General features: G+C 41.2%; 14 protein-coding genes. 4 read left to right on the forward strand and 10 right to left on the reverse strand.

What is annotated here, in order from left to right; translation table 11 throughout:
* Positions 1–4: 4 nt before the first annotated feature.
* The 10 genes from skp to rpsB all read right to left on the reverse strand — a co-directional run bounded on the left by skp (position 5) and on the right by rpsB (position 10,829).
* A complete protein-coding gene (skp, locus tag M992_RS00230) occupies positions 5–499 on the reverse strand; it encodes a molecular chaperone Skp (RefSeq protein ID WP_053906891.1) in 495 nt (164 codons plus the stop codon).
* Between the two features lie 102 nt (positions 500–601).
* A complete protein-coding gene (gene bamA / locus M992_RS00235; RefSeq protein ID WP_053906892.1) occupies positions 602–3,022 on the reverse strand; it encodes an outer membrane protein assembly factor BamA in 2,421 nt (806 codons plus the stop codon).
* Positions 3,023–3,064: 42 nt separating this feature from the next.
* Positions 3,065–4,420, reverse strand: a complete 1,356-nt coding sequence (gene rseP, locus M992_RS00240; RefSeq protein ID WP_053906893.1) for a sigma E protease regulator RseP — start codon at positions 4,418–4,420, stop codon at positions 3,065–3,067.
* Positions 4,421–4,425: 5 nt separating this feature from the next.
* Entirely contained in the window at positions 4,426–5,289 is an 864-nt protein-coding gene (gene cdsA / locus M992_RS00245) for a phosphatidate cytidylyltransferase (protein ID WP_053906894.1), read from the reverse strand.
* 12 nt (positions 5,290–5,301) lie between these two features.
* On the reverse strand, positions 5,302–6,054 hold the full coding sequence (gene uppS / locus M992_RS00250; protein ID WP_047255112.1) for a polyprenyl diphosphate synthase: 753 nt from the start codon (positions 6,052–6,054) through the stop codon (positions 5,302–5,304).
* A 185-nt stretch (positions 6,055–6,239) separates the two neighbouring features.
* Complete coding sequence (ispC, locus tag M992_RS00255; protein ID WP_053906895.1) at positions 6,240–7,436, reverse strand: 1-deoxy-D-xylulose-5-phosphate reductoisomerase; 1,197 nt, start codon at positions 7,434–7,436, stop codon at positions 6,240–6,242.
* Between the two features lie 150 nt (positions 7,437–7,586).
* On the reverse strand, positions 7,587–8,144 hold the full coding sequence (gene frr, locus M992_RS00260; RefSeq protein WP_053906896.1) for a ribosome recycling factor: 558 nt from the start codon (positions 8,142–8,144) through the stop codon (positions 7,587–7,589).
* Between the two features lie 111 nt (positions 8,145–8,255).
* The gene (gene pyrH, locus M992_RS00265; protein ID WP_047255115.1) at positions 8,256–8,984 is read right to left on the reverse strand and encodes a UMP kinase; all 729 of its coding nucleotides are present in this window, start codon (positions 8,982–8,984) and stop codon (positions 8,256–8,258) included.
* Between the two features lie 123 nt (positions 8,985–9,107).
* Positions 9,108–9,959: a translation elongation factor Ts gene (tsf, locus tag M992_RS00270; RefSeq protein WP_053906897.1), complete on the reverse strand. Its 852-nt coding sequence runs from the start codon at positions 9,957–9,959 to the stop codon at positions 9,108–9,110.
* Positions 9,960–10,103: 144 nt separating this feature from the next.
* Positions 10,104–10,829, reverse strand: a complete 726-nt coding sequence (gene rpsB, locus M992_RS00275; RefSeq protein ID WP_047255117.1) for a 30S ribosomal protein S2 — start codon at positions 10,827–10,829, stop codon at positions 10,104–10,106.
* A 797-nt stretch (positions 10,830–11,626) separates the two neighbouring features.
* On the opposite strand from rpsB, the gene map reads away from it, so the two are divergent.
* From map to M992_RS00295, 4 genes are all read left to right on the forward strand, one after another.
* Positions 11,627–12,424 (forward strand): type I methionyl aminopeptidase, encoded by a 798-nt coding sequence (gene map / locus M992_RS00280; protein WP_053906898.1) that lies wholly within the window; start codon positions 11,627–11,629, stop codon positions 12,422–12,424.
* 125 nt (positions 12,425–12,549) lie between these two features.
* Positions 12,550–15,186 (forward strand): bifunctional uridylyltransferase/uridylyl-removing protein GlnD, encoded by a 2,637-nt coding sequence (gene glnD / locus M992_RS00285; RefSeq protein WP_053906899.1) that lies wholly within the window; start codon positions 12,550–12,552, stop codon positions 15,184–15,186.
* Positions 15,187–15,238: 52 nt separating this feature from the next.
* Positions 15,239–16,063, forward strand: a complete 825-nt coding sequence (gene dapD, locus M992_RS00290; RefSeq protein WP_053906900.1) for a 2,3,4,5-tetrahydropyridine-2,6-dicarboxylate N-succinyltransferase — start codon at positions 15,239–15,241, stop codon at positions 16,061–16,063.
* Positions 16,064–16,441: 378 nt separating this feature from the next.
* On the forward strand, positions 16,442–16,828 hold the full coding sequence (locus tag M992_RS00295) for a DUF3461 family protein (RefSeq protein ID WP_047255121.1): 387 nt from the start codon (positions 16,442–16,444) through the stop codon (positions 16,826–16,828).
* The last annotated feature ends 24 nt before the right edge of the window (positions 16,829–16,852 follow it).

Below are 16,852 nucleotides of genomic sequence, written 5' to 3' on the forward strand. Positions count from 1 at the left end.
CTATTTATTTAACCTGTTTCTGAACCTGTTTAGTGATGTCTACGCTATCTTTAGCATAAGCAACTGCATTTGCATCGATAACAACATCGTAGCCTTCTTTCGCAGCGATAGTTTTAATTGAGGCCTGAATACGAGCAAGTATTTTGTTGCGCTCTTCCATATGACGACGACGATTGTCTTCTTCAAATTTTTGTGCTTTTTCAGCAAATTGGTCACGTTTAGCAATTAAGTCTTTCTCTTGCTTTTCGCGATCGCTTTGTTTCATGGTTGCACCGTCACGACGTAATTTTTCAACACGTGATTGCAGGTCTTTTTCCATATTTTGTAGTTCGGTTCCACGGCTCTTAAATTCACTTTCGAGCTGTTTAGCAACTGCGTCGCTAGCAGGCATATTTTGGAAAATTTCACCGACATTAACTACAGCAACTTTATCCGCATACGCACCCGCTGACATCGCTAAAGCTAAACTCATACCTGCCGCACATAACAATTTTTTCACACTAAACTCCTTAACCCATACTTATGGCTGGAAATTTTATTGCCCTTATCAAAATGTGTTATCAAGATGCATAAGGGCAATATTCTGGAAGACTCTAATAAATTACCACGTTCTACCGATATTAAACTGGAACTCTTCGGATTTGTCACCTTCGTAATCTTTAATTGGCTTCGCATATGAGAAGACCAAAGGACCGAGTGGAGACATCCATTGCAATGCAACCCCTGAAGAAACGCGCACATTGGTGGCTTTTCCGTAATCAGGCATATCTTTACGCCAATTAGCGTCAATACTGTTCCAATTGGTATCCCATACTGTACCCGCATCAACAAAGATTGAGGTTCTCACCGTATTAGAATATTTTTCGTCCAAGAATGGCGTTGGAGTAATTAATTCCAGTGACGCCGAATACATGGCATTACCACCGACCGCATCGTCTGATGGGCTGCCTGGTTTCGGAGTTACAGAACCATTATTTCCTTTTCGTTCTAAATACACCGCTTTCGGGCCGATATTATTTGAACGGAAACCACGGACAGAGCTCGCCCCACCGGCATAGAAGTTTTCATAGAAAGGCATCTGTTTATCGCCAAATCCATCACCATATCCTGCCTGTGCACGGCCTAATATTACCCAAGTTTCATCGCTGTCGATTGGATAATACTGCGCGGAATCAAAACGTAATTTATAATACTCATTATCTGATCCCGGAGCGGTAATTTTACCGGAGAAGCTAGTTTTATTACCTGAAGTCGGGAAGAACCCACGGTTTAGGTTGTTATATGTCCACCCTAGATTCAACGTGAAATCATCCGCTTTATAACTTTCTTTATTTGTTCCATCCGCATTAATCGGTGGATTTTGCCCTACTGACTGCAAATAATCCCACATTGCCGCTTGAGGACGCATATCAGATAACGAGTTATGGACATAACCCGCACCAAGGCGGAATGAGTTATTTTCATTGAATGGGAAACTTAAGAAACTATCTAAACCATAAGTTTTGTTAGTATATCCAGACAAATCAGCATCTTTAGCACGGAAATCATTATAGAAAACACGACCTCCGAGACTCACACCATTGACAGTGAAGTAAGGGTCAGTAAATGAGAATTCAGCATAAGTTGAATAATCATTTTTACTCGCGCTTACGCCGACCGAGTTACCAGTACCCATCCAGTTATCTTGCTGTACACCAACCTGGAAGCTCACGCCACTTTCAGTACCAAAGCCGACACCAAAGTTCATTGAACCGGTATTACGCTCTTTAACTTTATAAATGACATCGACCTGATCAGGCACACCTGGAATACGCTGAGTTTCAACATCAACGGTTTCAAAGAAACCAGTACGATTCAGACGTTCTTTACCTAATTCAACCTGATCATTACCTAGCCATGCACCTTCCATCTGGCGCATTTCACGACGTAGCACCGAATCTTTACTGGTGTCATTGCCTTGAAAACGAATTTGACGAACATAGAAACGATTACCAGCATCAATATTGACATGCAGTTTAACCGTTTTACCTTCATCATCAATTTCAGGCTGGGTCATTACGCGTGGATAAGCGTAGCCATACCGACCGAGCAGATCTTTTATCTGGTTTTCCATTTTGGTGACTTGCGCACCATTATAGAGTTCACCCGGAGTAATAGTAATAAGATCTTTAATTTCAGCTAAATGGCCTGCTGTTTCACCATTAACTTCGACATCGGAAATCTTATATTGATCGCCTTCAGTCACGTTAATTGTGATATAGATGCCTTTTTTATCTGGCGTCAGGCTTACATGCGTCGAATCAATATTAAAACGCGCATAGCCTCGATCAAGATAAAAACTGCGCAGAGTTTCTAAATCTCCCGCGAGTTTTTGTTTCTGATATTTTTGATCCGCGGCAACGTTCCACCAAGGAACATCATCACGCAGTTGGATTTTATTCACCAACTCCGCTGTCGTGAAGTCCTTGTTACCAACAACGTTAATCTGCTGAATTTTAGCTGATACGCCTTCTGAGAATACCAGTTTTAAATCAACACGATTTCGCGGTAGTGGAGTAACAACAGCCTGCACGGTGGCGTTATATTTACCCACACTGTAGTAAAAATCTTCCAGAGCTTTTTCGATATTAGAGAGCGTTGTGCGGTCTAGCGCCTCTCCAACTCGGACGTTGGATGCTTCAAGATTCTGCTTAAGCATGTCGTCTTTAACAGACTTATTGCCTGTAAAAGTAATACTTGCGATGGTTGGCCGCTCTTTCACCTGAACTATCAGCGTGTTTCCATCACGCAGGACCCTAACATCTTCAAAATTGCCGGTCGAAAAAAGTGAGCGGATCGAACGACCAATATCATCGTTATCAACCGAATCTCCCACCCTAACGGGCATATTTAATAATGCTGCACCAACGGCGACGCGTTGAAGACCTTCGAATCGAATGTCTTGAACTACGAATCCGTCTGAACTGTATGCAGTGGCGCTGCCAAAGAGCAGCGACGCTATGAGCAACTTTTTCATCGCCATCGTTGTTATGCGTATTCCTAACTGGTCCCTCACTTGCTAGTTCTAGAAGCGAGAGAAATCATTGAAAAGTGCAAGTCCCATTAATAATATCAGTGCCATAGCACCAATACGATAGCTGAAATCTTGTACTCGCTCAGACACCGGACTACCCTTGACCTTTTCAATGATCAAAAAGAGTAGGTGCCCCCCATCTAATACGGGCAATGGGAACAGATTAATAATTCCCAAATTCACGCTAATTAGCGCAATGAACATCAAATAATATACCAAGCCTGATTCAGCCGAAACACCCGCGCCTTTGGCGATAGATATTGGGCCACTCAAATTATTTAGCTTTACATCGCCAACAATTAGCTTGCCAATCATATTGACGGTTAACTTCATTAACTGCCAAGTTTTGTCGCTAGCCTGATAGAATGCAGAAAATGGCCCGTACTGCTGTACCATTTTATAATCATCCGCTAACGGTATCACTGAAAGTTCCACTCCCGCAAATCCAATTTGCTGTCCACGCTGCGCTTTTTTCGCATCGGGAGTCAGAGTGACAGAAATCATCTGACCTTGTCTATCGACAGTTAATTGTAACGGGATATTCGGACTATTCCTGATAAAAGCGTTAAACGGAGACCAAATATCGATAGTTTGCCCGTTAACTTTAACTATCCTATCCCCGGTTTGTAAACCCGCACGTTCAGCCGCTGAACCTTCATAGACCTTATGAACCACGGGATCTATCTGGGCTGAAACCGGCATAATTCCTACAGATAAAATAGGATCTTGGGTTTCTGGATCAAACTCCCACTGCTGCAGATCAAGGGTTTTAGTCACCGGATCAGCATAGCCTTGAGGCAGTACATTAGCGACGAGTTGCTTGTCACCGATTCGACTTACTAATGCTAAACGAATTGCATTCCAGTCAGGCGTTTCGATACCATCAATTGATTTTAGTTCCATTCCGGACTGTAAATTTGCTGCTGCCGCAATAGAATTTGGCTTTATATCGGCAATAATCGGCTTAACAGATGGGATACCTAACATAAAAATAACCCAATAAGCCAATATCGCTAAAATAAAATTTGCCAGTGGGCCAGCACTAATTACTGCCGCACGCTGCCCTACCGTTTTATTATTGAATGCCATATGACGCAGCTCTGGTGCAACCGGAGCCACTCGCTCATCCAGCATTTTGATATAGCCGCCTAAAGGAATAGCGGCGATAACAAACTCGGTTCCATGACGGTCAACTTTACGCCATAGCGCCTTACCAAAACCAATCGAAAAACGCTCAACATAAATACCGCAACGTCTGGCCACCCAAAAATGCCCAAACTCATGTACCGTTATTAACACCCCAAGAGCGATGATAAATGCGGCTAAACTCCAAAGAAATCCCATCATATTCCTTACAAGCCAAAACCACTAAAAATTAACAGGTTCATGCCAGCAAATACAGGAATTGCTGCGGTTAAACTATCAATACGATCCATTATTCCGCCGTGACCAGGAATTAGATGGCTACTATCTTTAATTCCTGATTGGCGTTTAAACATACTCTCAGTTAAATCACCAAATACCGAAACCACGACCACCACTGCCGATGTTAATAATAGATATTCAGGCATCATAGGAATAGGCGCATAAAGGCTAAATAACCAAGAAATAACCCCCGCGGTGATTAATCCTCCCACTAATCCTTCTAACGTTTTACCGGGAGAAACCTTCGGAGCCATTTTGTGACGCCCAAGAGTTCGGCCAAATAAATAGGCGCCAGAATCTGCGCCCCAAACTAAGAGCATGACATACAGTAGCCACCATGCACCGAAGGTGGTATCGGTATGGTAACCAACGGTTCTTAACGCCATCATACCGGCATAAAATGGAACAATGGTTAATACGCCAAATAATAGACGAATCAGCGTTGATTTTCCCCATAAAACTGCTGAGGCTGGATAACTAATAACCAGTAGTATCGCCGCTATCCACCACACTAATCCAGCCCATAAACTGTAAATAATTAATGGTTCATCAATTAAAACGGTGCTGTCTTGAAAGGTCGATTGCATTGCGAGTAAGCCAACGGCAAAAATAATAGCTAATCCAACACGCTTACCTTGTGTCATCCAGCCCGCAAATTGTGCCCATTCCCAAGCCGCTAAGGCCGAAATAGCAATTAAAACATAGCCAAAAATGGCTGGGGGTAATAAAAATAATGCTGCAATAACCAGCGGAATTAAAATAATGGCTGTTATCAGGCGATATTTCAGCAAAATAGGCTCCTGTTATTCAGTGAATTCATCGTCAGATTTAGCGCCACCGAAGCGTCGTTCACGCTTCCCAAACACCTCTATCGCTTGCTCAAACACTTGGTCATCAAAATCTGGCCACAGCACATCTGTAAAGAAAAATTCTGCATATGCAGATTGCCACAGTAAGAAATTGCTTATACGGTGTTCGCCGCCAGTTCGGATAACTAAATCAACTTCAGGTTGGTCGTGTAAACAAATATGAGCATTAACTGTTTCTTCAGTAATTTGCTCAATTGAGAGCTGATTATTTTTTACTTTTTCAGCAATTAAAGACAAGCTATTAATAATATCCCAGCGTCCACCATAATTTGCTGCAATATTTAATCGCAAACCCGTATTATTCGCCGTAAGCTGTTCAGATTTTTTTATACGTTTTTGTAAACGCTCACTAAAGCGGCTAATATCACCAATCACATTTAATTTTACATTGTGTTTATGAAGACTTTTTACTTCATTGTCTAAAGCAAATACAAACAGCTCCATTAATGAACTAACTTCTTTTTCTGGACGTCTCCAATTTTCACTACTAAATGCATAAAGTGTCAGTGACTTAACTTTATGTTTAACAGAAAAACGTACAGCATTACGAACAGATTCAACCCCTGCTCGGTGGCCAGAGATCCTGAGTTTACCCCGTTGTTTAGCCCAGCGCCCATTGCCATCCATAATGATAGCGACATGCTGTGGTACAACCATTCCGGTTAGGTTATCACTACTAGAATTCATCTAAAATCAATCCTTTAGGTCAACAGCATGAGATTTTTGTATTATAATAACGTGAATTTGTTGTATTACTGATAAGACACGTCTTTAAATTCTCATACTGGTATCATAATCACTATTTTTATAGTACATGCACTAAATAAGCGCATCATTTTACCGAAGAAAGCATAAACAAACTTACTATAAATTTATAGATAAGTTTCTGTCATCAACTGAACGGTATTCTCTCTGGCGATTCTATCGATTTCTAAGACCTCATCAATCGATTCAGGTTCAGATAAATCCATTTTTTGTAATATATCTTGGTTAATTTTAGCAATATCCGTAAATTTAATTTTTTCAGCTAAAAATGCAGCTACAGAAACTTCATTGGCGGCATTCAATACAGTAGTTGCAGCCTGACCTGCATGGCATGCTTCAATAGCTAATTTTAAACATGGATAACGTTGATAATCGGGTTTAGCAAATGTCAGAGAAGTTAACTCAGTAAAATCTAATGGTGCGGCACCAGAGTGAATACGCTCAGGATATGCCATACTGTATGATATCGGAGTGCACATATCAGGCGTTCCTAACTGTGCAATAACACTGCCATCTTTATAACGTACCATTGAATGGATCACGGATTGTGGATGCAATACTACTTCCATTTGCTCATTGTTGGCATTAAAAAAATAACAGGCTTCGATATATTCTAAGCCTTTATTCATCATCGTTGCAGAATCGACGGATATTTTACGTCCCATCGACCAATTAGGATGATTACAAGCCTCATCTGGTGTTACGTTATCTAAATAAGCCAGTGGTGTTTCACGAAAAGGGCCGCCAGAACCGGTCAAAATAATATTTGAAATACCATGAGTGGTTAAATCAGCAAAACCTAAATTATTTTGAATTTCACTCGGTAGACTTTGAAAAATAGCATTATGTTCACTATCAATAGGGAAAACACTGGCTTTATATTGACGAATAGCGTCAAAAAACAAACGTCCACTGGTTATCAGTGACTCTTTGTTCGCCAGCAGAATTCTTTTCCCTTTGCGGATAGCTGCTAAAGTTGGCGTAAGCCCAGCCACACCAGTAATCGCAGACATAACCTGATCAGCTTCATCTAGCCCAGCTAATTCGCTCGCTGCAGCTATTCCCGATAACACCTCGGTCTTGCAGCCCTGCTGTGATAATAGCAGACGCAAAGATTTAGCCGCGGCTTCATCGGTCATTGATACGTATTTAGGTTGGAATTCTAAGCATTGGCTTGCCATTTCAGTCACATTGGCGCCAGCAACTAAAGCAAGAATATTGAATTTTCCGGGGTTCTGCCTAACAACAGAAAGTGTACTTTTACCGATTGATCCTGTAGAACCCAGAATTGTAAGAGATTTCATAGTGATCAGATGCTCTGTATTTATTTAATACTGAGATTATATCAGCTTAGATAATGGGACGGGACTTTAATCATAGAAATGGAATAAATTAAGCCATACTAATTAGTTAATAATCTAAATAATATAGTATGGCTTATAAACAGAGCAGGATTAGAAATCCATCAGCTCAGCTTCTTTCTGTGCTAATGCTTCATCAATTTTTTTAATGAAACCATCAGTCAGCTTCTGGATATCATCCTGAGAACGGCGTTCTTCATCTTCGCTTATCTCTTTATCTTTCAGCAATGCTTTAATTTTATCATTAGCATCACGACGAACATTACGTACCGCAATACGTCCTTGTTCCGCTTCATTACGCACAACTTTGATCAAATCTTTACGACGTTCTTCCGTCAGTGCGGGTAATGGAACACGTAAAACAGTGCCAGCAGAAGAAGGATTTAATCCTAAATCAGATGACATGATGGCTTTTTCAATCGCTGGAGTCATGCTGCGATCGAAGACACTAATCGCTAAAGTACGCACATCTTCAACAGTAATGTTGGCTAATTGACGCAGAGGCGTAGCAGAACCATAGTATTCAACCATGATACCATCCAGCAAACTTGGAGAAGCACGGCCTGTGCGAATTTTGCTAATTTGATTTTTTAATGCTTCGACGCTTTTTTCCATGCGGTCTTTAGCATCTTTTTGGATTTCATTAATCACGTTATCAACCCTTGGGAACTGGTTATTTACAAGCCACTGAAAGTGACCTTCTAAAATTATATTGATTCTGACACCGATGATAGCGTCAAAATCATGCCATGTCTCTGAGTATTAATTGTGAGAAATTAACGTCCCTTCATTTTCACCCATTACAACGCGACGCAGTGCGCCCGGTTTGTTCATGTTGAACACACGAATAGGTAAGCTGTGGTCACGCGCCAAAGTAAAGGCCGCTAAATCCATCACTTTTAACTCACGCTCAAGAACATCTTGATAGTTTAATGTATCGTAAAGCACAGCATCGGGATGTTGCGCAGGATCAGCAGAGTAGACACCGTCAACTTTAGTTGCTTTTAATACAACATCAGCCTCAATCTCTATACCGCGCAAACATGCTGCCGAATCAGTGGTGAAGAAGGGATTTCCTGTTCCTGCCGCGAAAATAACTACGCGGCCATGGCGTAACAAGCTAATGGCTTCTGCCCAGCTATAATTATCACATACACCATTTAAAGGGATAGCCGACATCAATCGCGCATTAACATACGCACGATGTAACGCATCACGCATTGCCAGACCATTCATCACGGTAGCTAGCATCCCCATATGGTCACCGACCACACGGTTCATTCCTGCTTTTGCCAAACCCGCGCCACGAAACAGGTTACCACCGCCAATAACTACACCGACTTGTATGCCCAGTTCTATGAGTTCTTTGATTTCCTGAGCCATACGATCTAAAACGCTAGCATCGATACCAAAACCTTCTGCGCCTTGCAGGGCCTCGCCACTGAGTTTAAGCAGGATACGCTGATAAACGGGTTTTGCATTGGTTGCCATGGTGTTCTGTCCTACACAGATAGTTTATTGGGGTAACAACACTCAGAAAATTCTCTCAGTGTATAAATTATTTGTTTGATAAAACAGAGCCGCCAAGTTGGCGGCTCTGTTTAAATTAGCTGATTACTTACTCATTGCAGCAACTTCTGCTGCGAAGTCAGCTTCAACTTTCTCAATACCTTCGCCAACTTCAAAACGGATGAAGCCAGTTACTTTTGCATTGTGTTCTTTCAGCAGGTCGCCAACAGATTTGCTTGGTTCCATGATGAATGGTTGACCGGTCAGAGAAATCTCACCAGTGAATTTATTCATACGGCCAGTAACCATTTTTTCTGCAATTTCACGTGGCTTGCCAGATTGCATTGCAATGTCCAGCTGAATTTGGTGCTCATGAGCAACAACGTCAGCAGGCACTTGGTCTGGAGAAATATATTCTGGTTTGCTTGCAGCGATGTGCATAGCAATGTGTTTCAACAGTTCTTCATCAGCGCCTTCAGCAGCTACTAACACACCGATGCGAGCACCGTGCAGGTAACAACCTACTTTTTCGCCTTCCAGAACAGCTGCACGACGAACATTGATGTTCTCGCCGATTTTAGCTACCAGAGTAGTACGAGTTTCTTCGAATTTAGCTTTCAGTGGTTCGATATCAGAAGATTTGCATGCAACAACAGACGCCAGAACTTCTTTACCGAATGCCAGGAAACCAGCATCTTTAGCAACGAAATCAGTTTCACAGTTCAGTTCAACGATCGCACCAAATTTAGCATCCGCAGAAACTTCAGCCAGGATAACACCTTCAGCAGCAACACGACCGGCTTTTTTAGCCGCTTTTGCTTGACCTGATTTACGCATGTTATCAATAGCTAATTCGATATCACCATTAGCTTCAACCAGCGCTTTTTTACATTCCATCATACCTGCGCCAGTACGTTCACGCAGTTCTTTTACCAATGCAGCGGTAATTCCAGACATGTGATTTATTCCTCGATATATCTCGCGGGAGAAAATCCGCGTTGATAGTTCTGATTCAGATAGGTAAAAGGGGCCATAAGGCCCCTTTCTAACCAATATATAGCAATACCTGGTTAATAAGGGCTCTTAATAGAGCGGGCCTTATTATTCAGCTTCTACTAAGCCTTCTTCTGCTTGAACAGCCAGATCCTGAGAACGGGCTTCAGTAACAGCAGTAGCTACAGCACCCAGATACAATTTAATTGCACGAATTGCATCGTCGTTGCCTGGGATAATGAAGTCGATACCGTCTGGATCAGAGTTAGTATCAACGATAGCAAATACTGGGATACCCAAGTTGTTTGCTTCTTTGATAGCAATGTGTTCGTGTTCTGCATCGATAACGAACAGAGCGTCAGGTAAGCCGCCCATATCTTTGATACCGCCCAGGCTGTTTTCTAACTTACCAAGTTCACGAGTACGCATCAGCGCTTCTTTCTTGGTCAGTTTGTCAAAAGTACCATCTTGTGACTGAGCTTCCAGATCTTTCAGACGTTTGATTGATTGACGAACTGTTTTCCAGTTAGTCAGCATACCGCCTAACCAGCGATGGTTAACGAAATACTGATCACAGCTGTTCGCATATTCTTGGATTGCTTCACTTGCTGCACGCTTAGTACCGACAAACAGAATTTTGCCTTTACGAGAAGCGATTTTGTTCAGTTCAGCTAAAGCTGAGTTGAACATTGGAACAGTTTTTTCCAAGTTGATGATATGTACTTTGTTACGCGCGCCGAAAATGAAAGGTTTCATTTTAGGGTTCCAGTAACGAGTCTGGTGACCAAAGTGTACGCCCGCTTGCAGCATATCGCGCATGGAAACAGTTGCCATTTAATACCTCTATATTAGTAAGTTGGGGTTATGCCTCCACGGATCCCATACTACCGACTCCAAAGCTGCGATAAATCGCATAAGAGCACCCCGGTGTACGTGCCGACCCGTGTGTGTTATACACAATTGAGTTTAGTTTATGTCATCCCACGTTTCTTTAACCCTGTGTGTTCTCAAAGGAAAAGAAATATATGGAATGCCGGCGCGCTTTATATCATAAAACACGCTGATACGCCAACTATTGTTAAATTCTCATGGCGTTAAATTCGACTTAAAAACTTAATAATTCAATTAAAAATCAGTTAAATAATCAATCAACCGACATAAATAAAAATATTTCCAAACCATATTTTTCGTATTAATTTAACCTGTTAATAATTTCTACGTTTTGTTCTCAGGCTATTTTTGCAATTTGTGCTATAAATAAATCGATATAAAATGCTAATAAGTCGATAGCAACAGAAAATTAAGCCTCGGATCTCAATATGCTACTGGCGATTCACATTTCGCTATATTGCCGCTACTTAAGCTTATATAAACCTAAAACGTAGTAAAAATAGCTCAAATTGAACAAGTGCTCATCACTGGCTCACGTATTATTTAGACAATAAAGCTTATTCGACAACGGGTTTACGCCAGTTGGCAGAAAATACGATGACTGATACCATATTTACTATCAGTAGCAATTTGCAGTTTATTACGCTGCAATTTACTAATTTATCAATGTCGTATTATCCTTTTTACTAATTTATCAATGTCGTATATCTCTTGATTAAGGACATTCACAGGCAAAATTCATGGCTATTATCATTAAGACTGAAGAAGATATTCAGAAAATGCGTATTGCGGGTCGTTTGGCCGCCGAAGTATTAGAAATCATCGCTCCCCATGTTAAACCTGGGGTTAGCACAGGCGAACTAGATCGTATTTGCCATCAACATATTGTTGAAAAACAACAAGCTATTCCAGCTTGCTTAAATTATCACGGTTTCCCTAAATCAGTCTGTATTTCAGTCAATGATGTTATTTGCCATGGAATTCCGAGCGATGACAAGATCCTGAAAGACGGTGATGTGGTTAATATCGATGTTACTGTAATTAAAGACGGTTTCCACGGCGATACCTCAACCATGTTTATCGTGGGTAAATCAACTATCCAAGGTGAACGTCTGTGTAAAATCACTCAAGAAAGCCTGTATCTTGCCTTACGTATGGTAAAACCAGGAATTCGTCTGCGTACCTTGGGTAAAGCTATTCAGCAATATGTAGAAAGCCATGATTTATCGGTAGTTAGAGAATATTGCGGCCACGGTATCGGCGAAGGGTTCCACGAAGAACCACAAGTTCTGCATTATGATGCAGATGATAATGGTGTGGTTCTGCAAAAAGGCATGGCATTTACTATCGAGCCAATGGTCAATACTGGCGATTACCGTATTCGCACCATGAAAGATGGTTGGACGGTAAAAACCAAAGATCGCGGCTGGTCTGCTCAGTACGAACATACTCTGGTTGTCACTGATAATGGCTGTGAAATCATGACACTACGAGCAGAAGAATTACCTCATATTTCTGCCGTACTGATTAACGAATAAATTTTATCCTTTCGATTAGATAAAGATAATCCTCGTATTGTGAGGATTATCTTTCACTGTTCATTTGATCTCTTTCTCAGTAAGCTAAAATATATTAATACGCCGCCAAACTGAGCAGGAAAAGGATGAATAAACCACTTTCTTTACCACTTTCTCCAGAGTTATTTCACTCCGACGATTTACAGCTCGCCAAGTTAAAACAACATGTTGCTGATTTTCAACAGTGGTTGGAACAGGCTTTTTCTGCCAATATTGCCGTCAGCGAATTACTGTTGGCTCGTAGCAATTTTCTCGATCAATTACTTCAACGTTTATGGCATGAATTTCAGCTGGATAGCATTGAGGAACTGTCTCTCATTGCTGTAGGTGGCTATGGGCGCAAAGAGCTTCATCCACTGTCTGATATTGATCTGCTAATTTTAAGCCAACAACCGCTAGCCGAAGTACAATCAGCTCAAGTTGGACAATTTATCACTCTCCTGTGGGATTTACATTTTGATGTTGGCCACAGCGTTCGCTCGCTAGAAGAGTGTATAAATGCCGGGCTTTCTGATCTAACTATCGCCACCAACTTAATAGAATCACGCTTAATTTGTGGTAATACATCCTTATTTTCACAGCTGCAATCCTATGTTTTCAGTGATGAATTTTGGCCATCTGCTCAATTTTTTGCGGCGAAGTTAGAAGAGCAGAATGAGCGCCATCAACGTTATCATAGCACCGGCTATAATCTTGAACCGGATATCAAAAGTAGTCCTGGAGGGCTTAGAGATATTCATACCCTACTGTGGGTAGGACGGCGTCACTTTGGTGCCCCGACTGTACGGGAAATGGTGGAATTTAATTTCCTAACTGAAGAAGAATACCAAGAACTTAAAGAGTGTCTAAATTTTCTGTGGAAAATTCGCTTTGCAGTGCATTTAGTCGTGAAACGTTACGATAACCGTCTGCTGTTTGATAGACAATTTAGTGTGGCTCAGTTGTTAGGATATCGTGGCGAGCGCAATCAGCCGGTCGAACGAATGATGAAAGATTTTTATCGCGTTATGCGTCGTGTCCGGGAGCTTAATCAAATGTTATTGCAACTGTTTGATGATGCTATTCTCGCCTTAAATCCAGATGAAAAACCCCGCCCTTTAGATAATCAATTTCAATTACGCGGCGACCTTATTGACGTAATTGATGACAGCCTGTTTATAAATCATCCCGCGTCTATTATGCGAATGTTCTATCTCATGGCTCGTCATCCCAATATTAACGGCATTTATTCGACCACGCTGCGTCAATTGCGCTTCGCACGTAGAAATCTAACCCAGCCGTTGTGTGAACTTGCCGAAGCTCGCCATCTATTTATAAAAATACTGCGCCATCCTCGAGCCATTAAAGGCGCATTTGTGCCTATGCACCTGCACAGTGTTCTAAGCGCTTATACTCCATTATGGGCCAATATTGTCGGGCAAATGCAGTTTGATTTATTTCATGCTTATACTGTTGATGAGCATACGATCCGGGTGTTGCAAAAAATTGATAGTTTTAATAATGAGCAAAACCGAGTCTCGCATCCGCTATGTGTCAATGTGTATCCTAAATTACCTCAACCCGAGATCCTGCGATTAGCTGCTCTATTTCACGATATTGCCAAAGGACGTAATGGAGATCATTCAGAATTAGGCGCTGAATTCATTTTAGAATTTGCCCAACAACACGGTATTCCTCCACGCGATGCTGAGCTAGCCTCGTGGCTAGTTAAAGTGCATTTATTGATGTCCGTTACCGCGCAGCGACGAGATATCCAAGATCCCGATGTAATTAAGCAATTTGCTTTAGAAGTTAATAGCGTTAACCGCTTGAATTACTTGCTCTGTTTAACCGTTGCCGATATTTGTGCCACCAATAACACCTTATGGAATAGCTGGAAGCAAAGCCTAATCCGCGAACTCTATTTATCGACAGAACATCAGCTTAAGCAAGGTATGCATAACACGCCAGATTTAAGGGAGCGTATCCGCCATCACCGTAATCAGGCACTTTTATTACTGCGCCAAACAGATATAGATGAGCATAAATTACAAAAATTTTGGTCGCGCTGCCATGCAGATTATTTTTTACGCCATACGCCATCACAATTAGCTTGGCATGCGAGACATCTGCTAAAACATGATTTAACTGCTCCCATGGTACTGATAAGCACTAAATCCAAACATGGCGGTACCGAAATTTTTATCTGGTGCCCTGACCGACCGTTCCTGTTTGCCGCAGCAGCGGGTGAACTGGATAGACGTAATCTCAGTATACATAGTGCCCAAATTTTCACCCATAAAGATAATATGGCCATGGATACTTTTATTGTTCTGGAGCCTGATGGACGCCCATTATCCACAGATCGCTATACGCATGTTAAAAACTCTTTATTAGCGGTAATCAATGAGCCGCAAATACAATTGCCTCAAAGTAAAAAATTAGCCTCTAAATTGAAACATTTTACGGTACCAACTCGGGTTAACTTTCTAAGTTCTACTAATGAACGTCGTACCTATATGGAGCTTTTCGCCCTTGATCAACCCGGATTATTAGCCCGTATAGGTCATGTATTAGCCCAAATGGAAATCTCACTGCATGGCGCAAGGATCACCACTATAGGTGAAAAAGTAGAGGATTTTTTTGTGCTTGCTGATAAAGAAAACAGAGCATTAAATAAAAAATTACAACAAGAATTATCACAAAGGTTGACAGATACCCTAAACTCGAAGGATAAAATATAACGTATTTCGCTAATTTCACCCCCAAGCATCCTTAAAAGGAGAAGTAACTTTAATGCAACACTTACAAAATATTATTGAACAAGCTTTCGAACACAGAGCTGAAATTACTCCAGCAACTGCAAGTGCAGAACTTCGCCAAGCAGTTAATGACGCTATCGCTCTCTTAGATAGCGGAAAACTGCGTGTTGCAGAAAAAATTAATGGTGAATGGATTACTCATCAGTGGCTGAAAAAAGCGGTTTTATTATCTTTTCGTATTAATAACAATCAAGTTATCGAAGGCGCTGAAAGTCGCTATTTTGATAAAGTGCCGATGAAATTTGCTGATTATGATCAAGCCCGTTTTGAACGCGAAAGTATTCGTGTTGTTCCACCAGCGGCAGTACGCCAAGGTGCATATATTGCAAAAAACAGCGTGTTAATGCCATCTTATGTCAATATCGGGGCTTATGTCGATGAAGGCACAATGGTGGATACTTGGACTACCGTAGGCTCATGTGCCCAGATCGGCAAAAATGTACATTTATCAGGTGGTGTCGGTATTGGCGGCGTATTGGAGCCATTACAAGCTAATCCAACTATTATCGAAGATAATTGCTTTATTGGCGCGCGCTCAGAAATCGTCGAAGGGGTAATTATTGAAGAAGGCGCAGTTATTTCAATGGGCGTCTATATTGGCCAAAGTACCAAAATTTACGATCGTGAGACCGGCGAAATCCATTATGGCCGCGTCCCTGCCGGCTCGGTGGTCGTTTCCGGAAATTTACCATCCAAAGATGGGAGTTACAGCTTATATTGCGCCGTTATCGTGAAAAAAGTTGATGCCAAAACCCGAGCTAAAGTGGGCATCAATGAATTATTACGTTCTATCGATTAGTCCATCGCTTATCGATACGCCCAAATAGGCCATAAATACGGGGCTTAAACGGACAGTAATTACAGGCAGCTCACTCTATACCGTTTTATACGCTAGAATAATTAATTATTGGGTGATGGTTTTCAATCTTAATTAAAGTAAGCTGCCTGTGATTTTAAAAATATAATCGCCACCCCGCCATTTTTTATGCAACAGACGTTTGTCAATTAGGTTAAATCACGCATAATATCGAGTGTTCATTGTTACCTGAGTAGAGCCGCTTCTGCTTTTATTTGTTTTGAACGTCAAAAACAAAATAATACACCGGTTATATTAGCAATCGGCTATTATAACTCTCACTCTGTTCATCGTTTATATTCCCTTATTAGGTGGAAATTTATGTACGATAATCTGAAAAGTTTAGGCATCAGTAACCCTCAAGATATCGATCGCTATACCCTACGTCAGGAAGCCAATAACGATATTTTGAAAATTTATTTCCGCAAGGATAAAGGTGAGTTTTTTGCTAAAAGTGTAAAATTCAAATATCCACGCCAGCGTAAAACTATTGCCGCAACTGACGGATCTAATAATTATAAAGAAATAAATGAAATCAACTCTAATCTTCGTTATGCCATTGAAGAATTAGATAAAATTTGCATGCATGAAAAGATAGAAGTCGATTTGAAACACAAAATTCTCGACGATTTACGTCATTTAGAGCATGTTGTTTCAAACAAAATTGCAGAAATTGAAGCTGATCTCGAGAAACTGACGCGTCGCTAATTATCACGGTTACAAATTAGAGCC

This window comes from Moellerella wisconsensis ATCC 35017, assembly GCF_001294465.1.
GTDB lineage: Bacteria > Pseudomonadota > Gammaproteobacteria > Enterobacterales > Enterobacteriaceae > Moellerella > Moellerella wisconsensis.